At 35.2% G+C, this 23,841-nt stretch carries 22 protein-coding genes; 9 read left to right on the top strand and 13 right to left on the bottom strand.

Annotated features, from left to right (window positions below; all coding sequences use genetic code 11):
* Positions 1-32 precede the first annotated feature (32 nt).
* A complete protein-coding gene (locus ACOKFD_RS07745; protein WP_422860715.1) occupies positions 33-1,055 on the top strand; it encodes a sensor histidine kinase in 1,023 nt (340 codons plus the stop codon).
* Positions 1,056-1,751: a LytR/AlgR family response regulator transcription factor gene (locus ACOKFD_RS07740; RefSeq protein ID WP_422860714.1), complete on the top strand. Its 696-nt coding sequence runs from the start codon at positions 1,056-1,058 to the stop codon at positions 1,749-1,751. It abuts the gene before it with no gap.
* Between the two features lie 225 nt (positions 1,752-1,976).
* On the opposite strand, the gene ACOKFD_RS07735 is transcribed toward ACOKFD_RS07740, so the two are convergent.
* From ACOKFD_RS07735 to ACOKFD_RS07715, 5 genes are read right to left on the bottom strand one after another with little or no spacing between them, the layout of a single operon-like run.
* A complete protein-coding gene (locus ACOKFD_RS07735) occupies positions 1,977-2,687 on the bottom strand; it encodes a hypothetical protein (RefSeq protein WP_422860713.1) in 711 nt (236 codons plus the stop codon).
* 58 nt (positions 2,688-2,745) lie between these two features.
* Entirely contained in the window at positions 2,746-3,900 is a 1,155-nt protein-coding gene (locus ACOKFD_RS07730) for a helix-turn-helix domain-containing protein (protein WP_422860712.1), read from the bottom strand.
* Between the two features lie 22 nt (positions 3,901-3,922).
* Positions 3,923-6,160 (bottom strand): molybdopterin cofactor-binding domain-containing protein, encoded by a 2,238-nt coding sequence (locus tag ACOKFD_RS07725; protein WP_422860711.1) that lies wholly within the window; start codon positions 6,158-6,160, stop codon positions 3,923-3,925.
* Complete coding sequence (locus tag ACOKFD_RS07720) at positions 6,150-6,626, bottom strand: (2Fe-2S)-binding protein (protein ID WP_422860710.1); 477 nt, start codon at positions 6,624-6,626, stop codon at positions 6,150-6,152. Before ACOKFD_RS07720 ends, ACOKFD_RS07725 begins: the two co-directional genes overlap by 11 nt.
* A 2-nt stretch (positions 6,627-6,628) precedes the next feature.
* Positions 6,629-6,997 (bottom strand): c-type cytochrome, encoded by a 369-nt coding sequence (locus ACOKFD_RS07715; protein ID WP_422860709.1) that lies wholly within the window; start codon positions 6,995-6,997, stop codon positions 6,629-6,631.
* Between the two features lie 167 nt (positions 6,998-7,164).
* Between ACOKFD_RS07715 and ACOKFD_RS07710 the strand changes: the two genes are divergently transcribed.
* The 5 genes from ACOKFD_RS07710 (at position 7,165) to ACOKFD_RS07690 (ending at position 13,090) form a co-directional block, all read left to right on the top strand.
* Entirely contained in the window at positions 7,165-7,677 is a 513-nt protein-coding gene (locus ACOKFD_RS07710) for a hypothetical protein (RefSeq protein WP_422860708.1), read from the top strand.
* Positions 7,678-7,802: 125 nt separating this feature from the next.
* The gene (locus tag ACOKFD_RS07705) at positions 7,803-8,777 is read left to right on the top strand and encodes a hypothetical protein (RefSeq protein WP_422860707.1); all 975 of its coding nucleotides are present in this window, start codon (positions 7,803-7,805) and stop codon (positions 8,775-8,777) included.
* A gap of 156 nt (positions 8,778-8,933) precedes the next feature.
* Positions 8,934-10,019 (top strand): helix-turn-helix domain-containing protein, encoded by a 1,086-nt coding sequence (locus ACOKFD_RS07700; protein WP_422860706.1) that lies wholly within the window; start codon positions 8,934-8,936, stop codon positions 10,017-10,019.
* Between the two features lie 79 nt (positions 10,020-10,098).
* The gene (locus ACOKFD_RS07695; protein WP_422860705.1) at positions 10,099-12,174 is read left to right on the top strand and encodes a penicillin acylase family protein; all 2,076 of its coding nucleotides are present in this window, start codon (positions 10,099-10,101) and stop codon (positions 12,172-12,174) included.
* Positions 12,175-12,274: 100 nt separating this feature from the next.
* Positions 12,275-13,090 (top strand): alpha/beta hydrolase fold domain-containing protein, encoded by an 816-nt coding sequence (locus ACOKFD_RS07690; RefSeq protein WP_422860704.1) that lies wholly within the window; start codon positions 12,275-12,277, stop codon positions 13,088-13,090.
* Between the two features lie 95 nt (positions 13,091-13,185).
* On the opposite strand, the gene ACOKFD_RS07685 is transcribed toward ACOKFD_RS07690, so the two are convergent.
* The 4 genes from ACOKFD_RS07685 to ACOKFD_RS07670 form a co-directional block, all read right to left on the bottom strand.
* Positions 13,186-13,515 (bottom strand): hypothetical protein, encoded by a 330-nt coding sequence (locus ACOKFD_RS07685; RefSeq protein WP_422860703.1) that lies wholly within the window; start codon positions 13,513-13,515, stop codon positions 13,186-13,188.
* A gap of 85 nt (positions 13,516-13,600) precedes the next feature.
* A complete protein-coding gene (locus ACOKFD_RS07680) occupies positions 13,601-15,163 on the bottom strand; it encodes an amidohydrolase family protein (RefSeq protein ID WP_422860702.1) in 1,563 nt (520 codons plus the stop codon).
* 75 nt (positions 15,164-15,238) lie between these two features.
* A complete protein-coding gene (locus ACOKFD_RS07675; protein ID WP_422860701.1) occupies positions 15,239-16,351 on the bottom strand; it encodes a hypothetical protein in 1,113 nt (370 codons plus the stop codon).
* A gap of 43 nt (positions 16,352-16,394) precedes the next feature.
* Positions 16,395-16,919: a hypothetical protein gene (locus tag ACOKFD_RS07670; protein ID WP_422860700.1), complete on the bottom strand. Its 525-nt coding sequence runs from the start codon at positions 16,917-16,919 to the stop codon at positions 16,395-16,397.
* Between the two features lie 393 nt (positions 16,920-17,312).
* Between ACOKFD_RS07670 and ACOKFD_RS07665 the strand changes: the two genes are divergently transcribed.
* Complete coding sequence (locus tag ACOKFD_RS07665; protein WP_422860699.1) at positions 17,313-17,744, top strand: RidA family protein; 432 nt, start codon at positions 17,313-17,315, stop codon at positions 17,742-17,744.
* 135 nt (positions 17,745-17,879) lie between these two features.
* Positions 17,880-18,740 (top strand): alpha/beta hydrolase, encoded by an 861-nt coding sequence (locus tag ACOKFD_RS07660; protein WP_422860698.1) that lies wholly within the window; start codon positions 17,880-17,882, stop codon positions 18,738-18,740.
* Here ACOKFD_RS07660 and ACOKFD_RS07655 read toward each other — a convergent pair.
* From ACOKFD_RS07655 to ACOKFD_RS07640, 4 genes are all read right to left on the bottom strand, one after another.
* On the bottom strand, positions 18,728-20,941 hold the full coding sequence (locus ACOKFD_RS07655) for a DUF5916 domain-containing protein (protein WP_422860697.1): 2,214 nt from the start codon (positions 20,939-20,941) through the stop codon (positions 18,728-18,730). The genes ACOKFD_RS07660 and ACOKFD_RS07655 overlap by 13 nt on opposite strands.
* Positions 20,942-21,271: 330 nt before the next feature.
* Positions 21,272-21,922: a hypothetical protein gene (locus tag ACOKFD_RS07650; protein WP_422860696.1), complete on the bottom strand. Its 651-nt coding sequence runs from the start codon at positions 21,920-21,922 to the stop codon at positions 21,272-21,274.
* Positions 21,923-22,134: 212 nt separating this feature from the next.
* Positions 22,135-22,644: a hypothetical protein gene (locus ACOKFD_RS07645; RefSeq protein WP_422860695.1), complete on the bottom strand. Its 510-nt coding sequence runs from the start codon at positions 22,642-22,644 to the stop codon at positions 22,135-22,137.
* Between the two features lie 322 nt (positions 22,645-22,966).
* Complete coding sequence (locus ACOKFD_RS07640) at positions 22,967-23,800, bottom strand: CPBP family intramembrane glutamic endopeptidase (protein WP_422860694.1); 834 nt, start codon at positions 23,798-23,800, stop codon at positions 22,967-22,969.
* Between the last annotated feature and the right edge of the window lie 41 nt (positions 23,801-23,841).

The raw sequence follows: 23,841 nt of genomic DNA, 5'->3' as shown, positions 1-23,841 counted from the left end.
AATAGAACCCTTACTTTTCCTAGATTGCATACATGAGTGAGAGGCAAGTAAAAAGTGCAATGACTCTTTTTCAAAGAGATTTTATAATTATCGTTTTATTGTGGTTGGCATTGGTTCTAATAAAAGCATTTGACAAGGACAATTATCACTTACATTTTTACGAATTGGTGATAACTTGGAATAAGGTTTTAATGTTGATAGTTGTAAACTATTTTGTATTCCCACTTTATTATTCGAATTATAGACCATGGAAGTTTATCTCTATGTTGGTCATTTGTACTTTCCTCTTTGGTTACGTGGAGGAATTTCTAATTGAACCCTATTTGGATTTTGACCCTATAAGTCATCCAATTGCATCTCCAGCAAGTGTATTCATCGGCTATGCTTTACCTCTGACATCGTTTTTGTTACTAAAATTCTTTTTTCACTTTAGCAATAGGGAGCAACTTATTACTAAGCTAGAAAAAGAAAAATCCGATAGTCAACTTAAGTTTTTGAAATCACAAATAAATCCTCATATTCTCTTTAACAATCTAAACAACATTTACTCCTTATCCGAACAAGCAGATGAAAGAGCGTCAAAAGCGATATTAAAACTCTCGCATCTTATGCGATACGTTATTTATGAAAGTTCAAATAAACATGTTTTACTATCGCAAGAGCTTGAGAACCTAGAGGCTTACTTGGAACTTCAACAAATTCAATTAGAAGGCAGAGGGAAGATTATTTACAACAATAAGATAAATGCTGAAGGCTATACTATAGCTCCATTGTTGTTGTTGCCATTTGTAGAGAATTGTTTTAAACACAGCATGAGCAACATTTTAAAAGATATAGTGATACATATTGAGATAAGCTTAGCCGATAACATACTGCATTTTTACTGTTCAAATCCAACATCTGAAGACGGCAAAGCAAAAGACGAGGGTTTCTCAGGAATTGGACTGGAGAATACGAAACAAAGATTGGAATTGGGTTATTATAACCGCTATGATTTAAAAATAAGTAACACCGACTCGCTTTTTAAAGTTGATTTAAGACTTAACCTTTTGTAAATGGGACTCCGTTGTATAGTAATAGAAGATCAGCTTCACGCTCAGAAAGTACTTCAGAAGCATATTGATAACGTGCCACATATGGAGCTGGAAGGAGTCTTTACCAATGCACCTGAAGCACTTGCGGTGTTAAACAATAAGAAAATCGACGTGATTTTTTTGGACATTGATTTACCTCAGATAAATGGAATCGATTTTCTCAAAAGCATACCACAAGATTCATTTACAATCATTACCACTGCGTACAGCGAATATGCTATTGAAGGTTTTAATCTAACTGTGACTGACTACTTGTTAAAACCAATTTCATTTGAACGTTTTCTTCAGGCGATATCCAAGGTTAACGAGAAAAAAACCTATATCAAAAGTGCAACAGTCCCGGAGGATGCATTTTTATTTGCCAAGGATGGTCATACCATTATTAAGATTTATTTGAAAACCATTAAAGTAATAAAGGCAGATAACGACTTTACCCTACTTTTCTTGGAGGAAAAAAAACTTCTCCTCTCTTACAGCCTTAAATTTTGGCAAGAAACTTTACCACAAATGAATTTTTTTAGATGTCATAAGTCATACATAGTCAATATTGATAAAATCTCTAAAATAATTGGCAATACTATTTACATAGATAAAGATCGTATACCTATTGGGAGAACTAACAAGGAGGCTCTTTTAAAGAAAATAAACCCTTTATAGATATTCTAAGATCAACTTTTTAAAAAGCGGGTTTTGAAAGGTAGGGCTACAATCTGAAAAAGAAGATGGATTGAATTTCCAAAAAGTCTTCTTAGGTAATACTAGATTCTAAAAGTTGTTCTTTCTAAAAGAATGTTATGTAGACCATATCCCAAAATCACGGAGATAAGATATACTGTATTTTTTTATTACAGGTACTATGTTGGAGTAGTACCTTTTCTTAACTTATTTGAATCGGTAGGCAATTCCCAGATGGAATACTTTGTACATATTGGTTACATTTCTCCGAAACTTTCTGTTCATTCTATTTTTAAGCTCTTGTTGCGCAATTTCGGATAAAGTGGAAAATCCAAAAAACTCGTATGTAGGTTCTGGATATTGACCCCATGCAGGGGTCCATTCAAACCCAGTTGAAAGCCCATTTTTGAAATTGTACTGATATCCTATACCAAATGCTACTCCCCAACCTGCTGGCCTTGTTTCTTGAATCTCTAAGTTTCCTGAATAGCTTTCGCTTGCTATCTCTCGATTTCTTGAATCGAATAACATGGTTTCGGTATCTTTTCCATTATAAACAAATCCTCCTGAGAGATAGGGTCCATATTTGATTGGGGTGTATCTAACTTGTGCCAAAAAGCGCTGGGCCACAGACTCAGATGAACTCAGTAGTCCATCTAATCCCGATGATTTAGCATTAAATGATGAGTCATCTCTTTCGATTCTATCTTTTACTTGATAAATCAAACCAGCATATATCTTATTAGTAAAATGATATCCTATAGTTATGCTTGGTTTAAAACTACCCCCAGTGGGAAGTTCTCCCAACCCAAGTCCAATTTGCCAGGAATTTTCAATAATTCTGTTATTGTTTTGCCCTTTTACGATGCTTATGCCAAATAAACAGGAGATTATTATATGAGTGTGGATTAGTTTCATTATGTTATCTATGGTATGGAGTTTTATTAATAGGAATGTGAAGGTTTTTGTATGTAATTCAAGTTGTTATTGTATTGAAGCCGTTGCAGGTTACATCATTAGATATTACCGATTGATTTTTTGGTTTAAATTCTGATGGGGAGGTTCCCTCAAATTTTTTGAAAGCTTTATAAAAGGATATTCTATTATTAAAACCGGATTGAAATGCCACATCAGTAACTGAAACGTCTCTAGTACGAGATGACAACAACTGTTTTGCCACACCCACTCTATAATAATTGATAAACTCAAAAAAATTCATTGAGAAATGTTCGTTGATGATTTGCGAAGCATGATTTCTAGAGACATCCAACATTTTGGCCAATTCGTCAAGTCTTATTTCTGGATTCAAAAAAGGCTTTTCTGATTTCATAAGTACCTCAAGCTTTTCTTTCATTTCCAAGGAAAATTCTTCTGTAAGTCCGCTCTTGCCATATTTCACAATAGGTACTAACTTTTTATTTGGTGTTCTTAGATGAAAAACAGATGGGTGAATAAAGACAAAGTAGAGAACGGTACCAATCAAATCGACTAATACCACAGCAATAAAGTAATCAAAGCTATAACTGGAAAAATTAGGGTTCAAATAGGTTACTGAACAAAAAACAACATGTGCAAGGGTGAAAAGAAAAAAACCTCTACATATATATTTAATCCAGATCTTTATTTCAAAATCCCCTCGATAAGCTTTTCTAAATCCAATAAGATTTAGAATACCATAACTAAAAAGTACTGTTATTATCATCAAATAATTCCATTTAGAATTGATTGTGTAATCAACATATTGACCGTCAAGCAATACTTCTATTTTCTTTTCTGTGGACAACATGAAGAATCTTAGATACATCAAATTCAATAGAATGAAGGGGAGCAAATGAAACAAGTCTTTCCAAACCAACCCTTTTCCATAACTAACCCGTCTTAAATAAAAATAGAAAAGTGGACCATACAGAGATAAAAGCAAAATGAAGGTGAAGTTCAATTGGGCATACAAAATCAAATTAAATCTTGAAGAATATAAGACCGAATAAAAAAGGTCATACGAAAATAGGATAAGGATAAGGGCAAAAATTCTATTTGCCAGCCTGTCACCCTTAGGGTTGACTATAAAAAAAATAGAAATCAAAAGGGATTGTAAAGAGAAGAAGATAAATAGATATTCTATAAAACGCATAGCAAGTTCTTTTCAATTACAGTTATAATGCGATACTGTTGATTGATTCTATCAAATCCTCTTTTGTAACTGGGATTTTACGTATTCTTTTGCCGCAGGCATTGAAAATCGCATTTAAGACTGCCGGGGCCAAAGGGGGCGTTCCTGGTTCCCCGAGGCCTGACGGGCGTTCGTCGCTTTTTATAAAAACAATTTCAATTTCTGGGAGTTCATCCATTCTAAGAACCTTATTGTCATGAAAATTGCTTCTTTGGATTACTCCATTTTCTATTTCCACGCCACCATATTTGAAGGCGGACAGGGCCCAGATAATACTTCCCTCTATCTGTCCTCTGCCAAAATGCGGGTTGATGACCATACCACAATGTACCACTGCCGTTATCTTATCCACCGTGTAACCAAGTTCTCCTTCCATGGTCACTTCTGCAATTTCCGCACATACAGTGTCTCCGAAACACATCATGGCCAACCCTTTCCCACCTCCATCCAGAGTTTCTTTTGACCATAACCCATTTGCCTTGATATAGGATAGAACCTCTATTTGTCTTTCGCGTAACAGTTTTTTTCTGGGCAGCATTCGTTCAATGGCCGCCTGGGACATTTCTTTTGGGTCTCCCCAATCCACTTCATGGCTCAACAATTCCAAACGATAGTCCAATGGGTCTTTTCCCAAGTAATGTGCTAATTCATCAACAAAGCATTCTTTGGACAAGGCCGCGGAATGTTCGCCAACACTGCGCCAAGCCCCATATTGCAGCAATGTCTGAACTTTACTTCGGTAACATCGAATATTGGGAAAGGCATAATAGTGATCCCACTTTGTGGACCAAACCGCATAATTGATGGTGCAAATGGCTTGATTTTCTATGGCCACAACCGACCTTTCCGGTGTAATTGCTGCTTTTATGTAATTTTTGAGATAGGGTTGGCAATGATCGTTCTTTATCTCATCCTCTCTGGTCCACGTAAGTTTTACCGGTTTTCGGATTTTCTTAGAAATAAATACTGCTTCTATAGAGGTATCCGCGGCATAACGTCTACCGAAAGAACCACCAGATTTTAAAACATGAATTTTTACTTTTTCTTTAGGTATTTCGAGAGCTTTGGATACGTTGTTGATTGTTTTCTCAGGGTCTTGAATACCCACCCAAATTTCACAGACATCATCCTGAAAATGCGCTGTAGCATTTAGAGGTTCCATAACAGCATGCGTCTGATATGGGGTGTTGTATTCCATTTCCAAAATCTTGTTTTCCGTATTTTGAAAACAAAGCTCAACATCGCCAAGGTCCATACTCATGAAAGCTGGAGAATCTTTCAAAGCGGCCATATCCTCATTTAAAGACGCAATACTTCTATTTGCATTTTCTCCACCATCCCATTCTACCTTAAGCCGTTTTCGTGCTTTAATAGCAATCCAGGTGGAGGAGGCCACTATTACAATCCCATCATAAACATATCCAATGATTGAATGCAGGCTATCTTTAATTTTTTGTGGTATGGCTATTGGAAATACGTCTATCACGCCCTCCATTTTCCTCACCTCAGTATCATCATAGCTTTTGATTCTTCCTCCATAAATTGGACACCTTTCAATTGAAGCGTACACCATCCCAGGAACATCCATATCAATGCCGTATCTCATGTTCCCGGAAACTACATCTTTGGTTATTCGGTTTTTGACTGATTTACCGACATATACATACTCCCTAGATTTTTTTAAAACAACATGTTCAGGTATAGGTATCTTCGCGGCTTCCCTTGCCAATTCCCCAAAGCCAAATGTCTGGTTCGTAATCCGATTGGTAACTTTACCATTGTTTACCTCTAAAACTATTGGGTCTACACCCCATTTATTGGCGGCTGCTTGCTTTAAGAGGGCTTTTGTTGTAGCGCCGGCAGTACGAACGGCATCCCATGTCCGAGCTATTGAACCGCTGCCTCCGGTAGTGCCCATTTCCAACCAAGTGTATTTTGGGTCATAGAAAGCTTGTTCTATTTTTATTTTGGACCAATCTGCGTCCAGTTCATCTGCTATAATGGTCGGTATGGTAGTTCCCGTACCTTGGCCCATTTCATGTTTGGTGAGCATTATGGTAATCTCACCATTGGTATCTATGGAAATGAACTTGTTGAACTCAATGTCAGCTACATTTTGATCGGACAGAATAGATTTGCCGTATGCGGGAAGGCAGATTGATACCACCAATCCACCTCCAATTTTGCTGCCAACCTTTAAAAAATCACGTCTATTCATCATGCAATCCATTGATTTTTTTTGCAGCGGATTTTATGGCGTTTTGAATTCTCGAATACGTCCCGCAACGACAAATGTTTCCTTTCATAGCTCTTTCAATTTGTTTATCAGTGGGATTGGGAATACGTTTCAAAAGGGCCGCGGCACTCATAATCTGACCTGACTGACAATAGCCACACTGTGGTACGTCTTCTTCCTCCCATGCTATCTGTATAGGGTGGTTGGATTGTTTGGACAAGCCTTCAATTGTAGTAATAGATTTGTCTCCAATACTATCAATTGGTATGCTGCACGAGCGCATAGGTATTCCTTCTACATGAACGGTGCAAGCTCCGCACTGTGCTATACCACATCCGTACTTGGTTCCATATAGTTTTAACTTATCCCTTAAAACCCACAGTAGTGGTGTATCATGTTCAATATTCACAGGATAAATCTTATTATTGATTTTTAAAGAGTAATGACCCATTGTCAATTATTTATAATTGCTCTTAATTCAGTGGTTGATGTCGCAGGAGTCTCATTTCCCCAAGAGTTTTGGATATAGTTTATGACATCCCCGATTTCTTTTTCACTAAGATGTATAGGTTTCATTCCACCCTCGAATAATGAGCCATGACTGATGAGCTGCACTGCACGTTTGGTTTGGTCCATGGAAATCTTATTGGACCTTACCAATGAAGGGTAAATTCCAGTAATACCATTTCCATCTGGTTGATGGCAGGTAATGCAATTAGCAATATATATTTCTTTCCCTCTTGCCATACTTTGCTCTTTCATGGTTGGTTGGCAAGCTGCTAAAGCAAATAGACTTGAGAGAACTAAAGAGTAGTGTTTCATAAATACACTATTTTTTTCGATGTTTTACTACCCTATCGATATAGGTAACATCCGTTCTTTGAATGTCTAAAAATAATAGTGGTATAAGTTGATTTTGATAATAATGATGTAAGGATTTTATCTTGACAATTATTCTCAAAATAATATTGTTAAAACTTGTATCATTGATGCTATTTCCATCAATCAATTACAAAATGGAGGAGCATAAAATAGAATCCAATCAGATTTTTCTTTTAGCGCAGAATTGGCTTATTTTTTTCATTTTGCTTGGAGGTAGTGTTTATCTGACCTCTATTATAGCAAGTAGTTATTTCCCCAGAACCGATAATACTCACACGTTTATGATAGAACTTAAATCAATGAGTATCAAGCTGTTTGGTGTGCTCAAACCTTTTGTAGAGCTTTTCCTGATTTTTTGGTTGGCAGATTGGGTATTAAGAAAGGTAGGTTGTAGTATTTCTGCAGGTTTAAAAAAAAAACAATGGCGTGTAGAGAAGTTTCTTATTATCGCTCTTTTGTTCATTTTTATGATTCTTGCTTTAGTTCTTACCGAAGCTATTTTTTATTTGAAAAGCATCATACTACTAATTGGCGGTATCTTAATAGGTATTCGTATAAAGCATGTTGGTTTTGATTCTAAAATATTGAAGATAATCAGGGGGAACATATCTAAGGAGTAGTTCTTTTATTATCAGAATATTAGTATTCGATGCTGTCCGTTAGCAAAAAAACCTAAGTATAGTAAGGAATTATTACATACAAAGGTTTTAAGCTGGAGTGTCCAAAAATCACATAAATTTCTTTCATGAAAAATCTTTGTTTGCCATTGTGTATGATACTTTTTCTAAGTTTCGAGATATATCCTCAAGATAAAATGCTGAACAGAATACTTGAGAATCTTGAGGTAGAATTAGTTGAACCCGGTATTGTTTCAACTAGTGATTTTGAGTTTGGAACTACTATATCCCCAAATGAAAGCACTCTTTTTTTTGTTAAGGGATTACCTGGATTTCAACGTACCGTAATTGTTTATGTTGAAAAAGAAGATAACCAATGGTCCGAACCCAAAGTAGCTCCATTTAGTGGCACATATAACGACACAAACCCTTATTTTTCCAAAAAAGGAAATCGTTTATATTTTACATCAAACCGACCATCTGGGATTGAAGGTATAAAGGGGTCAAACATGTGGTATGTCAAAAAAATTAAAGATCATTGGTCAGAACCTAAATTAGTGCAAGGGGAAATCAATGACGAGTTTGATATCATTTATCCTACCATTCAAGCTGATGGGACCATCCATTTCGTTTCATGGAACAGACCCAATTCTAAAAATGGCGATATCTATATCTCAAAACTTGAGAATGGAAAATATTCGCAACCAAAATTGGTAGATGAACTCAATACCTTAGCCAGTGATGCAGACCCAGAAGTGAGCCCCGACGGCAAGTATATGTTTCTCGTCAGCCAGCGAAAAGGAGGTTTTGGGCATTATGACCTATACATTTCTAAAAGACAGAGCAATGGAACATGGGGGAAACCTATAAATTTAGGTCCAAAGGTGAATACATTTTTTATGGATTCCGATCCCGTATTAAGCCCGGATGGGAAAACCTTGTTTTTTTCGAGTGATAAATTTGACACTACTGTTTCTTCAACATCTAGATACAATAGTTATAATTCTATTGTCAATTTCTATAATAAGATTCAAAATGGTAGAATGAATATCTACAAAGTGGAAATCAAGGAGTTATTAACGTATTTAGAATCAAACTATTAAAGTTTTTGATTTTGTTGAACTTTACTCAACTTAATGTGATTTCTTCAATCATTAATTTTACGATAAATCCGCTTTGAAGAAACCGTCTTTTTCGAAAGATAGCTTAACTTTAAGGAAGAAATACGATTTGCAATCAAGGTTTGCACTTCCCATTAAATGAAACTTAATCCAATAAACATTATCCACGCAATAGTGGTTTGGCAAAGCCTTTTGTTTGCTATTGTTCTCCTTACTCCAAAGTTTTACAAGTTGAAGAGCAATACATTTTTGTCCCTTCTTTTATTTACGTTGGCACTACAGTTTTTTTATAACCTACTGTATACTAATGGATACTATGCAGAACTTTTATCGCCTTACAGCTACTGTTATGGACTACTTTATGGGCCTTTTATTTTTTTTTACGTTCGCTTTCACCTTTTTAATGATGCTAAGTTTAAGACTATAGATTGGTTTCATTTTTCTCCCTTTTTCTTGTATCTCATTTTTACTTTTTTAGGGTATCGTCCTTATAGGGTAATGGATGATTTCCTTTTACCCATAATGCTTATTTATTGTGTGTTATCCTTTAAAACCATTTATTCCTATAACACTACATTACCTTATGTTTCAGCAAAAAACAAGAGTTCACAGGCAAAGTGGTTGTACAGTATTGTTTTTTTGATGTTTGCGATTACACTTTTTAATTTGCTACAATTTTATGTAAACAGGGTTAGATTATTAGGGATAGAAGTTTCGTTGGAAGTATTCGTTCAGTTAAGCGTGCTCCTTTGGATCAACCTAATCTTATACAACGCGATTAAAAACCCCCAGACATTTCAACAACTATCATATCAAGATTTTGAGATAGGGAAGTTCACCATGTCAAAAAGAAATCTCAATAAGAATCAGAAAAGTGATTTGGAAAAAGTTGCGGAAAAGATAGAACACCATATGATGACGGAAAACCCGTATTTAAATCCTGATTTAAGTATTTCTGATTTTTCAAACGCCATAGGCATTCACCCAAAATTACTTTCTCAGGCCATAAACAATGTTATCGGTTATAACTTTTGTGACTATGTTAACTCATACAGAATTCGGTTGGCAAAAGAAAAACTCAAGAAAAACTCTAAAGAAACGCTTTCCATTAAAGAAGTTATGTACGATACCGGTTTCAATTCCAGGTCTGTATTTAATACTGCATTCAAAAGTAAAACGGGTATAACTCCTTCCGAATACAGAAAAAAGCACGGAAAGTTTTAAAATATGTTCTGATTCTTGATTCAATACATACTACATCTTAGGCTCAACTAATTTTGCTTAAATATTTAAAGTCACTAGGATGGGATTCAGGGTAAAGTTACTTGTTGTTTTGTTAGGTGTGAATTATATAGTTTCAGCTCAACAAACAAAGCAATCTGAAATTCGTTGGGATACATGGGGTGTCCCCCATATTTTTGGAACAACTGAAACTGAACTTTACTATGGTTTTGGTTGGGCCCAAATGAAGGCACACTGCAATCTCATATTAAAATCATATGGGAAATCTCGAGGACGTTCTGCGGAGTACTGGGGTGGGGATGAAAACCTTACCCAAGATGTGTTGTTGCGAAAGTTGGACATTCCCAACAGAGCTAAATCGTGGTTTGAAGCACAGGATGTTTCTACAAAAAGAATTTTGAAAGCGTTTGTACAGGGAATGAATGATTACTGTAAAGCACATCCTGAAAGTATTAAAGAGTATTTAAAACAAGTCTTACCAATACAAAACAGTGATCCTTTGGCCAAATTACAGATGAGTTACCATCTGATGGTCGGAGCTTTTACCCTCCAAAAACAAGCAGGTCTATGGAAAAATGCAGGCTCAAACGCTTGGGCAATTGCACCCTCGAAATCAGACAATGGAAATCCGATGCTCATGATGCAGCCACATCCTCCTTGGTTCGACGATTTCTTGTTTTTTGAATCCCATTTGACTGGCAAAAACTTAAATGTATATGGGATTTCTTTGGTTGGAAGCCCTACTATTGCCATGGGCTTTAATGACCATTTGGGATGGGGTTTGACTTTTAACCAAGCTGACGCCATGGATTTAATCGAATTGGATTTTAAAGAGGGGTATTACAAAGACAATACAGATTGGAAAAAGATTCAAGGTAGAACCGAAACAATCAAGATAAAAGAAGGGGAGGGTTTTAAAGAGAAAGTTATCAAGATTAAGGAAACTAACTATGGGTTTATTATAGATGAAAAAAGAGATAAAGCTATTGCTTTGCGACTGTCAGGACTAGATCGCCCTTTTTTTGATAAGCAGTTCTTGAATATGGCAAAGTCAAAAAATTTGAGACAGTTTGAGAAAGCCATGAAAATGCTCCAATTACCGCTTCAAAACATAATATATGCTGACAAGCATGGGCAAATATTATATCTCTATAATGGGATAATACCTAAACGACCTTCGGGAGAGTTAAAGGATTGGTCCGGCATTATAAATGCTTCTCTGTTAAAAGGCCCAGTTGAATCTTATGTGGATTATAATGATTTACCAAAAATCAAAAACCCGAAAAGCGGTTTTGTGGCCAATTCAAATAACAATCCTTGGACAAGTACATATCCATTTATAGATGTACCCATTGATTATCCACAATACATTGCCCCGAAAGCGACAGACAATTTCGATTTACGGAGTACTCGTTCCATAAAGTTACTTTTATCCAAGTCAAAACTAAGTTTTCAAGATTTGGAGGAAATGCAATCATCTACCTACTCTGAAATGGCGGATAGGTGTTTGGATGAACTTATTGATTTTGCAAATAAATCAAATGATACCGTTCTCATCAAGGCATCAAAGGTTTTGCAGGAATGGGACAAAAAATTAGATAATGAAAGTGTTGGGGCTGTTCTTTTCGTCAACTGGTATTTCATGGCTAGGAAGAAGAAGATGTTTCAAACTGATTTTGATTTAAATGACCCATTGAACACACCACATACGCTTACCGATAACGCAAAGCAAATATTATTAAATGCCGCTAAAAGAACCTTAAAACGCTATGGAAGTTTAGATGTTCCATGGAAATCCGTCTATAAAACTAAGTATGGGGATTATACCGTTGACGGTGGGTTGGGCTTAGGTGAGATAGGAAGTTTTAATGCCGGTTTCTATCAACCTATAAATAGTTTTAAGTATCAACTTGCAGGAGGGTCTGCTTACACTGCAGTTATAGAATTTGGAGAATTGAATAAGGCAAGAGGTATATTGGCTTATGGTAATGCATCTGAGAACGATTCTCCTTTTAAGGGTGATCAAATCAAATTATTAACTCAAAGAAAATTGCGTTCAATTAACTTTTATGAGCAACAAATCAATCAACACTTACATAGTAAAGAAATCTTGGAAATCCATCATTCCTTTGATTGATCTCATATTCAAACTATAAAATAAACTTTTCATGGGCCTAAGCTTGACTTACCATTTGATAATTTCCTTTTTATGGGTAAAAGGTGTAAAGAAACTCTTTATGCAAAATCCAATTGATTATCAGGCCTTACGAAAGAACGATGTGTACATGCCAAGGGGAGTTTTTTTTAGAGCAAATACGGTCACTTTTAAAGTGCGGAAAACTCAAGTTACAGAGATTAAACCGAAAGTAAAATCTGAAAAATTGTTGATATATATCCATGGAGGTGCTTTTGTATCAGGTCCTTCTGAACATCATTGGAATTCAATCAAAAAAATTGCAAAGAAAACAGATTATACCATTTGGATGTGTGACTACCCAAAGGCACCAGAACATACCATTACTGAAATATCACAAAATATTGATATGATTTTTCAAGAGGCTTTACAGCATTTTTCCTCAGACAAAATTACTTTGATGGGGGATTCCGTTGGTGGTACGTTATGTATTGCACTAGTGCAAAGGGCGATTGAGAAAAACCTTGAGATTCCTTTAAAACTTTTGCTCATATCTCCTGTTGTCGATGCAACAATGTCTAATCCTGAAATCGAGGAAATAGACATTGATGATCCGATGCTATCCAAAACTGGAGTATTAAGTGCAAAAAGAATGTGCGCAGGCACAACGAGTTTGAAAAATCCTGCAATTTCTCCTATCTATGGAAGCTTTGAAAAGTTTCCGACTGCGATGTTATACCTAGCTGAAAATGACATAACCTACCCCGACCAAAGAAGAATGGTAAAACGAATGCTTGTCGCCTCTGTCCAGGTGGAGGTAAACATTGGAAAAGAGATGCCACATATTTGGCCGTTATTACCTGTTATGAAAGAAAGCAGAATGTCAATGAAAGAAATCATCAGAGAACTTAATAGTTAAAGGATACTGACTTTGGACATATTAAAAACGAAAGAGTAAAAAATCGAAGCACTCAAAAAGAATAATTTCATAAGTCATTTTATGATAACCCGCAGTTATTTCTTCGCTTTTGATTTAGCAAAATTTCCTTTGGCCCATTTTTTCTGTAATTCAACATATTTTTCTTTTGGTTCACAGGTGAACCAATTGATATCATTTTCTCCACAAACTTTGAAATGAAATAGAAAGCCAATTAAGGGGTGGCCGATAATAAAAATTAATCCCCAATGCCCAAACCAATGGACTAAAATAGCAGATACTCCAACATAAAAGACTAGCTTCCCAGGTACCTTCCATTTCGGTCTTACGAATTTCCCAGTATGGAAATATCCTAAAACCCAAATCAGTACAGAAGCAATTAAATAATAAACCTTAATGTTTTTCATTGTGTTAAAGACAACCTCCATGTAATAATAGTTCTAGAGAAAAACCTATTTTTAAAACTTGTTATAGGAAGCTAAAATATCTTTTTCAATTGGAGATTGATAGTGCTTCTCTATTAATGACCTCTCCTTTAATGATTACCTTATCTATTTTATCATAAGCCATAATATTCTCAAGTGGATTGTCATTTAAAAGTAATAAATCTGCTTCCTTACCGACCTCTATAGTTCCTTTTTTATCTAAGAGATAGAATTCTTTTGCATTGTTATAGGTAGCTGCAATGAATACTTGGTTCAAAGGTATCCCTGCACTCTTCCAATGTTTCATTTCCAAGTAGCCATTTAATCCCGGAGGGTGTGTATACAAATTCAAGGCACCATTGTCCGTTCCAAACAATAAATTACCATTGTATTCGCCAATAAGTTTGACAACTTTTGAAATTTTGGTTTGATATGAGATGTAAAGGCTATCAAGTAGTGCCTCATCACTAGAAAACTTGCTACGTATAGGTTTGACAAAATCTGGATTGATTCTCTCTAAAAAAGAAAGCCGCCAAATGATTTTATTTCTGGATTTAACTGCACTATATGTGGTTAAATACTCTATAAAACTATGGGAGTAAAGTTGGTTTAGAGGCTGATAGTCAATAAAATTTCCATTAAGGACGTCCAACTCGCCCATCAGAGTTCGAAATGTTGGTTGATAACCAATTTTTCGTTTTGCAATTTCCTCAAGTAGCTCACGGTGTGCCTCCAATAAGGTGCTATCCAGAAACTTTTCAGGATTTGGAGTCCAATTCCACATGGCATGAGCAATGATATCGACTTCGGTTTCCAGCGCAAACTTTTGACCTTCAAAAGATGGAGCATGCAATATCACAGGCATTTGGAATTTACGTGCTTCAAAAACTAGGTCTTGGATAATTTGCTGTGAAGGTTTTTCCCATGTCTGCGGTAATCCCGAGGAAGCATCTTCATACAATACTTTAATGCAGTTATTACATTCAGAATGAATTTTTTCAACCAAAAAACTAGCGCTGTGTTCTTGTATATTGATACTATCAGGTACTTTACCCTGCTTATAGTAGTCATAAAGAAAGGGCATACGCCAACAACTTTTTTGAGGTACTTCGTTTATCACCATTTCAAAATCGTCCATAACCTGGATTTTTGCACCACAAGTGAAAATATTAGGTCTCAGAGAGCTTTTTTTTATACTTTGGATAACCTCGGGCGCATAATTATCGACATCTATTACAGAAGTATAGCCATAATAAAGAAAGTTCAAGGGAAGTCTCTCAAAATAGTGTTGGACTAATTCGGGATTATTCGCTCTTTCTCTATGGTCTAAACCTGGAATATTGTTCAAATGAACGTGACTGTCAATTAAACCTGGAATAAGGAACTTATCTTTTCCATTGACTCTCTGAAAATTGCCCTTTATCTCCAGTTTAGTCTTAGATATGGTTTTAATAACACCCAAGTCTAGTAAAACGTTACCTTTTTTTTCAAATATTTTACCCTCAGAATCACAGGTGATTACTGTGACGTTTTCTATTAATGTACCAGATTCTACTACAATCTGAGTTTTGTCTGGAGAACAACTTAAAAAAAGGATTAAAACAATTATCAAGGAATGCATTTTCTTCATTGTGATATTGCTAGGTTGGAATATTTTTTTGATATACAGATCTCGTAAGCTTAATATGCTCAAAACACTAATGACTCAGGCAGGTATACTTTTATAATCTTCATTTAGTGAAATGGCCGGTTTGGAACTTTTAATGAATTCTCCTGGTGTCAATTCAGTAGTCTTTTTGAAACTTTCATAAAAACTCATTTTGTTACCAAAGCCAGATTCTTGGGCCAAACCCCAAATATCAAAATGAAGTGACTTTCCATTTTCAACAGAAGTTATGAAGTTTTTAATCCTGAACATATTGACATATTCTGGAAATGCATATTGAGTGAAATACTTTATCGCCTTACTCGTTTTTTTGCTTGGTACACCAATACGTTCAGATAACATGGATAAGCTTAATCGCGAATCCTTAAAAAGGAGATTTGTTTCCATTTCTACAGTAATTTTATCAAATACTTCTTTTAATTCTAAAAACTCTTTTGAGTCGTAAAACTTCCAAAGGAATTTAAACTGGTCAGGGTTGACGATATAACTAAACGCAAAGAATACTATGGTGAGACTTATGATAAGAAAGGATGTCTCAATCATCACATAAACAAATAAATATTGATAGGTAATGAAAAGGAGTGCGCAAATTAGTGCAGTACACCAGAATACCAGAGTTAGGCCTGTAATTTTCGTGAATAAACCAAACACTTTGGAAAAGTGTCTGTTTATTGTAAGATATCCTTTGCGCCATGTCACCCAAAAAAACCAGATATTGGAAAATGCTACGGTTGCGCATGTAATGTAAAAGTATATTTCATACCAACCGTATTGTCGCATTTGCAAGATTTCCTCAACTGATTTTGGGGTTATCCATATAATAATTCCTATTCGGTAGAGTAATGGAATGAGACCAATAACGTGATCAAAATTTATTTTTTTCGGAACACCCTTCAAGTCCAAAGCAAGATAATACCACAATAATCCTGGCAGATATGCAAGAATCATTACATAAAACCAGGGTTTTGGGTTTTGTGTATAAACGTCAAAAGAAAAAAATACTTTGAGCAGAAGCCCCGATGAAAAAACCAATAATAGCGCTAAAAAAAAGCGGTTGAATTTTCGCTGGACCTTGTAGCGTAACCCTAGGGCTATCAAGAATAAAAGCCCTAATAGTGCTGAAAAAAGATGTAAGTCTTTCAAAAAATTCATTTTTTCCATCATATAAATCAGTAAAGTAAAATAGGTTTGCTAACTACTTTCTAGTTGCTTCAATAACCGTAAAATCATAAATCCAGGTTTTTCCATTGTCAGGTGAGATATCTGATTTCCATTTAAAAGTGTTTTCTCCAAGATCATAAAATGTTACTTGAAGAAGTTGTCCTGGTTGTAAGCCCGGAAGATTTCCTTTAAATGAAATTGTACCATCTTTAAACTCTGGTTGTCCCAAGGGATACCATTTTGGATTTAAAGCATCAAAAAAGCCCATAACCCATTCATTCGTTTTGGAATTGAAAGAACGTAGTGTTAGACCATGAAAAGTGGTCCCTCCGTTCCCACCAATAATTTTAAAATCCTCTTCAATGACTGTATCGTCGAGTATGTAGTGTGATTTCCAAATACCGTTATAATGGTTATACTCAGTTTTGCTTTTTAGGGTTTTGCCTTTAAACTCAAAATCTCCAATTAGAAAAGCGAAATTGGTCAGTTTGCTTTCTTTTTCTTGGGCAGTACTGAATAAACTAAATGACAATAGTCCTAACAAGATAATTCGTTTCATAATGGTATGTTTTTGTTTACCAATAAGACATTTGAACTAAAGCGCTGTTACATTATAATCTCGTTTATGACGTAAGGATTTTTTCCTTACCTATCTGAAGCTTTCTTTTTTTTGAAAAAACTGAAAACAAGATGGTAATCCTTTAAAGGGGAAGTAGAATAGGTGCTAAATCACAACATAATGCACCAAGCCGGTTTCTTAAATAGAGACGAAAACAAGAATCTCAGAATACACCAACAAGCTTTATTTGGATGACGAGTTTTAACAGCATAAAACATAAATACTTATTTAAAGAATAATAATTTACTTATACAAAAATCATATTTACGCATTTCACTTTGTTGATTCATGTTGTTTCTTGAAATACCCTGAAATTCCAAAAAATTTAATAACATGAAAAAAATTACAGTTAGTATGTTAATGCTGTTCAGCATTATTACGTCCGCCCAAAAACTTGAGAAGGATATCTTTCATATACCTGGGCATGAAAACGTTGAAGAGTATATTGGTTACAATCATGCAGTTAAAGTTGGAAAGACCGTGTATATTTCAGGTACAGTAAATGGTATGACTGATGATATGGAAAGTCAGTTAAAAGCAATTTATCAGAGGCTTAATGAAACTTTAGAAAACTATGGGATTACAACTGAAAATGTAGTTAAAGAAGTGATTTATACTACTAATTTGGATGAATTTAAGACCCATATACTACTAAGGAAGGAGTTTTACAAGGGGAATTATCCAACCGCAACATGGGTCCAGGTGGATAGACTGTTTATTCCTAAACTAACAGTTGAAATTGAGTTGGTCGCTGTTTTACCATAATCATTCAAGAGATTTATTCATTGTGAAGCAGGTTATTGGAAATAACCTGCTTTTTTGTCTTAGCCCATCAAACAATATGTTCTGGCTAGAATTTGAATAACGTTTAGCAAATCCCATAACGATAAAATCCAAAATATGTCATTAAAAGGAACAAATAATGTATCAAAAACAAATTCTTGTTTGATACTTCTAGCACTTATCAGCCAAACTATTCTTTTAGCACAAAATACAGACGATAAATTATCTACAGCGGTTGTCAACGTGGAAATACTTGAAAAGGTTGTTTATGTACCTTATTCTGTCAGCAGTCGTACATTAAGAATATATCTACCGCCAAGTTATCAATCCACTAATAAACAGTACCCAGTAATCTATATGTTGGACGGACAGAATCTTTTTGATGAACAAACGGCCTATGCGGGTGAGTGGGGCGTTGATGAAGTACTAAACCATTTTTCTAAGAAAAGTAAAAGGGAAGTAATAGTTGTAGGTATCGACAATCACGGAGTATTCAGAATGCAAGAATACAACGTAGTGGACCATCCAGAATTTGGAAAGGAACAGGGAAAGGTTTTCACCGAATTGCTTGTCAATGTCATTAAACCACTAATCGATAAAAGGTATAGAACATTATCAAATCGTCAAAACACTGCAATAGTCGGCTCTTCAATGGGTGGTTTAATGTCTTTTTATGCTTTGATGACCTATCCAGAAGTGTTCTCAATGGCTGGAGTATATTCTCCCGCATTTTGGGTTTCAGAAGATATTTATGAATTGTACTCTAAAAATCCGTTATTGGAAGATTGCAAAATCCATATGCTAGTGGGTTCTGAAGAAGGGGAAATGGTTCCTGTTTTTCAAAAAATGGAGCGTATCCTTTCCGAACATATGCCTCCTGAGAATTTCCTTTCAGATATTATTGAGGGTGGTGCTCACGGAGAAGCCTTATGGAGTGAGCAATTTAAAACCACCTATGAGTTCTTTTATAACCAATAGGTTAATTTTATAATAAACCCTCTATTCTGTATACCCAAACCATTTGTATTTTGATTTTGGTTGAAAATCACAAATAAATCTGACATGGGAGCGTAACGCCATTGAAATCTACTGAAAATACTAAAATTCTCCCCTTGGGTATTATATTGCAGTACGTTATTGAAAAGGAGGTTTTTGGTAAAGGTGAAATTACCAGTGAAACGCAATAAATGCAATTCTTTGTCACCGAAACCTTCTCCAAGTTGGATGTTATTGTAATCATAGACCAACCCAAAATTGGCCCAAGGTTGAATCCGATAACTTGTCTCAACATTTACGTTTAGAAGATTCCCATTATAAAATCCTCCATAATTGGCAGTTCCTTCAAAAATAAAAAGCTTCCTTCTATCAGTTCGATAACGGATGCCACTCCGCGCAAAGGAATAACCATCAACAGGGAGTGGTTCAAATTCTTCACCGATTAAAGAGGTGGGAAATAATAAATTAATCCTGTTGAATTCATTGCTTAATTCAAAAATCGCAGTGTTTCTAAAATCGAAAGAATAATCAAGGCTATTGTTTGATTCATTTAATGAACCGTCAGGGTTTAGAAAAATTAAATGAGATGTTCTTGGTCCGTGATTCGCGATTTTTTTTGCTTGATTGTCGTTGACAAATATATACTCAAAAGAAGTATCAATTTTTTTGAAACCCACCCGTACCAATTCGTCTGTAGCAGAATTGAAATTTTCCAATCTTGGATTAATCCCCACACCCGTGATAAAGTTTTCTCCCACGGATTCAAACAACCAATTTGCCCTTATGTTTTTATTGGTAAAACCGCCATTGAATCCAAAATAATAGTTTTTGTTTAGTTTTTCTGACGTAAACGAAGTATGAAAAAGTAACGAGTTATTGAATCTACCACTAGGGTTGATGTAATCAAATTCTACCCCGGCGTTTCTGGAATATTCATTAGTCGATTCTTTTCCCGTAGCTTGCCGGTTAATAAATAGGCCTTTTATAGTGGAACGTTTAAAAAGACGTTGTTGAAAGGCCCCTACAGCAAAATTCTCTGCAGGAAGATCGTTGAAGCCATCGGTTTGGATATTCATTAACCCCAGTCGTAGTCCAGGTGTAATATTTCCGGTTAGTCTCGCACCAAAATCAATGGGAATTGGGTTGCCATTGGACAATCCAATGCGTCGGGAAAAAAAAGGACGAATCGTACCGTTTCCAAAACTGGTGAATATATCAGCATTGTCAAGGAAAAAATTCCGTTGCTCTGGTAAAAAAATATTGAATCGTGTTATGTTGGTAACCTCCTGGTCTACATCAGCATTAGAAAAGTCAGGCAAAACCGTCAAATCAAGATTCAAACTAGAGTTCAAATTGATTTTAACATCTCCGCCAACATTAAAATCTTGACTGCTTTCCGGGTCCGAACTGTTCTGAAAATCCTTGGTGTTAGAAAACGTAATATATGGATTTAAGGTAAACAAAGACGATTTCCCTTCAATAGGTTTGTCCCATGTCAGAGTCCCCATATAATTCATGTCAATTGAATTGAAATTTACCGGAAACAAGGTCCATGTAGAATTTATAAATTTCTCGCGGTCAATGCGCACAAAGTTGATGCCCCAGCTTAAGTTCTCTTTATCATACTTTAAAGAACGGAAGGGTATAGCCATCTCAGCTACCCAATAGTCTTCGTATTGTTGGGTAGAAGAAAACCAACGTTGATTCCAATTTGGAGCATAAATGGTCTGTGACCCGAACAATTCTAGGGTAGCTTCAATTTCTGCTCCACCTGAATTTACACCAAACATAAAACCGTTTTGTTGTTGGTTTGTTGGGTCAATCACAATGTTAAAGGCATCACTAAAAAAAAGAGCGAAATCATCATCTCTTTCCAAGGTTTGGATAACTCTTTTCCCATTGTCGTGCATTTTTGCCAAAAAGTAAATGAATTCATTGTTATATGTGATTCGCACTTCCGTCTGATTTTCTGCATTTCCTATATCGGTAGGGAAGTGGTTATAGAAGTTGGTTATCACCTCGTGTCTATTCCACTCTTTATCATCAGGAACACCATCAAGAACTATTTTATCATTTGCCGGTTTAATATTGTAATTCAATCGAGTAGGATTTTCAGATTGGGCTATAATATAGGTCTGGATTGCTATAAAGATTATCAGTGTATATGAATACTTTCTATACATAGTGCTTAATGATTGATTTAGATGAACATAAGGCAACTTATTTGCAAGTCTCTAAATTTCAGTACAATAAATATTGGATTTTCAACTAAATAGGTAAGTAATTAATCCTTACATCCCTTATGGGAGACAAGTCTAAGTTTTATAATTTTTTAAAGACTGAAAAAAGATTAAAAACCTTAAAGATGAATTGATTAAATAGGAGAGCGCTTAAAACTGATGCAGGTAAAAGCGGGGTACGATTACAAGAAGGATATGGTTTAACTCAAAATATGTGCACCGATATTATTTTTAAGCAAGTACCAAAAGTCATATTTCTTAGGTTGGTTTTCATTAAATCAATTGTTGTTTGTATCTATTTTTCCCGAGATTGAAAACCCCCAATTTAACTCCAATCCCTAATGAAAATCCATTTATAGTCTGTCTGGAATGGTTTTTAAATTTATACCTACTTGAAAAACGGTACTTTATACCTGTCTCAACTTGAAAGAAGCTCGAAAAGTTGAACAATAAATTAATGCCGGGTTCAACAACAAAGAATGATACCATATCTTCATCTTCCAATCTAGCGCTATTTGTTGTGTCCAAATAACCCACAAGACCAGGACCTATAAGAATTGGAAAAGATAAATTAAACCGAGTTTTACTGGAGAGTATAGGTTCTAAGTGTAACCCTCCGTAGAGCGCTATCAAATCTTCTGAACTATTGGTAATGGAATTAATAGAATTGCTTTCAGAAAATAGAAAGTTTCCCGCCAAACCAATCTCAAATTTATGATTTGCTACATAAGCTATTTTTAGTCCTGTTCCCAGCGCATTCTTATTATGGACCTTAGTGAAGTTAGCAATACTTCCTGCATAAAACCCATGAACCATATTCCTACGGTCATTAAATGTTATATACTCATTATTGATTTCTTGGGCCATATTCGGCCCAATAAACATGAAAAAAAAGAAAAGAGAAGTTATCTTAATAATTATCATTTTGGTTTAATAGATGTTCAAACTGTTTTGAATTCGGAGATGTTTGGGAGTGTTTTGAAAATTATATCTTCCTCGTATACCTATATATCTGAATAAACCATCAGTGTATTTTAAATAGCTCTCTATTATACACTCACTGCGTTTTGTCTTCATTTATAGTACCACATCGATTCTTCAGAAAGTATGAGTTTTTTAGTAATATAATTTTTGATTTAACTCTTAGAATTTGGTAAATCCATAAAGGCAGTAAATGTATTTTTCCAAATCCGATTTTCTTTTCTGTAGATTCCTACAAAACGAATGTCTCTCGAGGAATCTTGAAAATAATCTTTTAGGTTGGCGAACCTCTCCTCTAAAGCATACAAAAACATAACACTGTCGTCTCCTAAAGGTACAAAGTCAATGGACTTTATGGTTGTCCCGTTGGCTCTATTACCTTCATCATACCATTTTTTTACAAGTGATAAGAATTCCTTTCTTCCTCTAACCTGGTCACTTACCATGCTCCAATTCATATAATCACTGGAAAATTTTTTTTGATAAGCGTTCCAACCTTCATCGGAAAGGATTAAAGGTAAATCCCTTGCTAACCTTTCAATTTCTTGCTTATCATTTTCGGTAATGTTATTTGTTTTCCTGTACTTATTACAAGAGACCAATGATATTATGATAAGGGTTGTAAAAGCCAGTAGATACAAATTAAAACTAAGACTAGTTTTCATATTGATTTAATTAAGGAATATCCATTTATTTCAAAACATTTGACTGTCGATTTAGCAGTTAACCAAAAAACTATTCTCGGACAAAATGATTTAGTTTTCAATTCTTACTAATATTAGTGTTAACCGGGATTAAGTGGTATTTCTATGAACAAGATTAGCCAGATTCAAATTAATTTAAACCGTTAAAGAGGATAGATAGGTATGTTTTTCAGTATTTCATGCTTGAATAAAATCCTTACCTAAAATGGGTTATAAAATTTTTTAGGACTTCGTTTTCAATGACCGAAAAGCGTTTAAAAAAGTGAAAACTGGTGATATCAAATTAGGGGTTCTTTTGACCTCTCATTTTCATGACTGCGAACAAAGTCAAACTCCAAATTAAAGCTAAGGCCACAATGTATGGCCCTAAATAGCCTCCACCTATCCATAGTGTTGTTAGTAAATCCGTTGAAATCGGTACATCCAATTCGGAAGGCATAAACCCTACCAGAGATAACAAAGCGCCATGAAGACTATGAAATAAAATAGAAATACCAATGCTGCCTTTTGTTTTAAGATATACATAAGTAAACAGAATTGTCATAGGTAAAACGTAAAGAATTGAAAGAATAGCTGGGACATTATGTATTCCTGTCCCTAACCAAAAGGTAGGTAAATGCCAAAGCCAATGAACCAAAGCCATAAAAATACTTGCTTTTATAGGCGTTGTTAACTCTAGCAATCTGGGTAGCGCGAAACCTCTCCATCCTGGTTCTTCCCCTAGGCCTGGAATCAAAACTTGGAATAACAGAACTGGTAAAAACGCATTCAAGGGCATTAGATTCATCGACCAAGGGCTTTCTGCAAAGAGATTCCAGATAAACTTTCCAGAATACATTATCCCAAAAAAACCGAATAGGATGATAAAAATCCATTTGACGTTGCCTTTAAACTGATAAAATCTTTTAAAAAAGGACCTTAAATCTTCCTTTTTTCCAAAAATGGCGGTTAGTATAAGTGCCGCAAGAAAGGGTCCATAAACGATTCCTACGAAATAAGGTAGTTCCGGAATTATTTCCTTTATTATTAACAAAGCGAATATCCAAGAGATGCAAAACGTTATACTAAAAAAGTAAACAAGTTCTCTCGTATTCTTTTTTCTTGTTGAAAGTTCCATCGTTACTTGATTTTACTGTAAAACAAACAACATCGGATGAG

Origin of the sequence: Flagellimonas ulvae, assembly GCF_049333175.1 — a bacterium.
In the GTDB taxonomy this organism is placed as follows: domain Bacteria; phylum Bacteroidota; class Bacteroidia; order Flavobacteriales; family Flavobacteriaceae; genus Flagellimonas.
The sequence above is the reverse complement of the archived record's forward strand: the minus strand, read 5'-3'. Positions and strand labels throughout refer to the sequence as shown.

Bases quoted from the DNA above. Each gene is read 5' to 3' on its own strand.
- ACOKFD_RS07745 (WP_422860715.1), top strand. From the start codon at position 33: ATGAGTGAGAGGCAAGTAAAAAGTGCAATGACTCTTTTTCAAAGAGAT.
- ACOKFD_RS07740 (WP_422860714.1), top strand. From the start codon at position 1,056: ATGGGACTCCGTTGTATAGTAATAGAAGATCAGCTTCACGCTCAGAAA.
- ACOKFD_RS07735 (WP_422860713.1), bottom strand. From the start codon at position 2,687: ATGAAACTAATCCACACTCATATAATAATCTCCTGTTTATTTGGCATA.
- ACOKFD_RS07730 (WP_422860712.1), bottom strand. From the start codon at position 3,900: ATGCGTTTTATAGAATATCTATTTATCTTCTTCTCTTTACAATCCCTT.
- ACOKFD_RS07725 (WP_422860711.1), bottom strand. From the start codon at position 6,160: ATGATGAATAGACGTGATTTTTTAAAGGTTGGCAGCAAAATTGGAGGT.
- ACOKFD_RS07720 (WP_422860710.1), bottom strand. From the start codon at position 6,626: ATGGGTCATTACTCTTTAAAAATCAATAATAAGATTTATCCTGTGAAT.
- ACOKFD_RS07715 (WP_422860709.1), bottom strand. From the start codon at position 6,997: ATGAAACACTACTCTTTAGTTCTCTCAAGTCTATTTGCTTTAGCAGCT.
- ACOKFD_RS07710 (WP_422860708.1), top strand. From the start codon at position 7,165: ATGCTATTTCCATCAATCAATTACAAAATGGAGGAGCATAAAATAGAA.
- ACOKFD_RS07705 (WP_422860707.1), top strand. From the start codon at position 7,803: ATGAAAAATCTTTGTTTGCCATTGTGTATGATACTTTTTCTAAGTTTC.
- ACOKFD_RS07700 (WP_422860706.1), top strand. From the start codon at position 8,934: ATGAAACTTAATCCAATAAACATTATCCACGCAATAGTGGTTTGGCAA.
- ACOKFD_RS07695 (WP_422860705.1), top strand. From the start codon at position 10,099: ATGGGATTCAGGGTAAAGTTACTTGTTGTTTTGTTAGGTGTGAATTAT.
- ACOKFD_RS07690 (WP_422860704.1), top strand. From the start codon at position 12,275: ATGCAAAATCCAATTGATTATCAGGCCTTACGAAAGAACGATGTGTAC.
- ACOKFD_RS07685 (WP_422860703.1), bottom strand. From the start codon at position 13,515: ATGAAAAACATTAAGGTTTATTATTTAATTGCTTCTGTACTGATTTGG.
- ACOKFD_RS07680 (WP_422860702.1), bottom strand. From the start codon at position 15,163: ATGAAGAAAATGCATTCCTTGATAATTGTTTTAATCCTTTTTTTAAGT.
- ACOKFD_RS07675 (WP_422860701.1), bottom strand. From the start codon at position 16,351: ATGAATTTTTTGAAAGACTTACATCTTTTTTCAGCACTATTAGGGCTT.
- ACOKFD_RS07670 (WP_422860700.1), bottom strand. From the start codon at position 16,919: ATGAAACGAATTATCTTGTTAGGACTATTGTCATTTAGTTTATTCAGT.
- ACOKFD_RS07665 (WP_422860699.1), top strand. From the start codon at position 17,313: ATGAAAAAAATTACAGTTAGTATGTTAATGCTGTTCAGCATTATTACG.
- ACOKFD_RS07660 (WP_422860698.1), top strand. From the start codon at position 17,880: ATGTCATTAAAAGGAACAAATAATGTATCAAAAACAAATTCTTGTTTG.
- ACOKFD_RS07655 (WP_422860697.1), bottom strand. From the start codon at position 20,941: ATGTATAGAAAGTATTCATATACACTGATAATCTTTATAGCAATCCAG.
- ACOKFD_RS07650 (WP_422860696.1), bottom strand. From the start codon at position 21,922: ATGATAATTATTAAGATAACTTCTCTTTTCTTTTTTTTCATGTTTATT.
- ACOKFD_RS07645 (WP_422860695.1), bottom strand. From the start codon at position 22,644: ATGAAAACTAGTCTTAGTTTTAATTTGTATCTACTGGCTTTTACAACC.
- ACOKFD_RS07640 (WP_422860694.1), bottom strand. From the start codon at position 23,800: ATGGAACTTTCAACAAGAAAAAAGAATACGAGAGAACTTGTTTACTTT.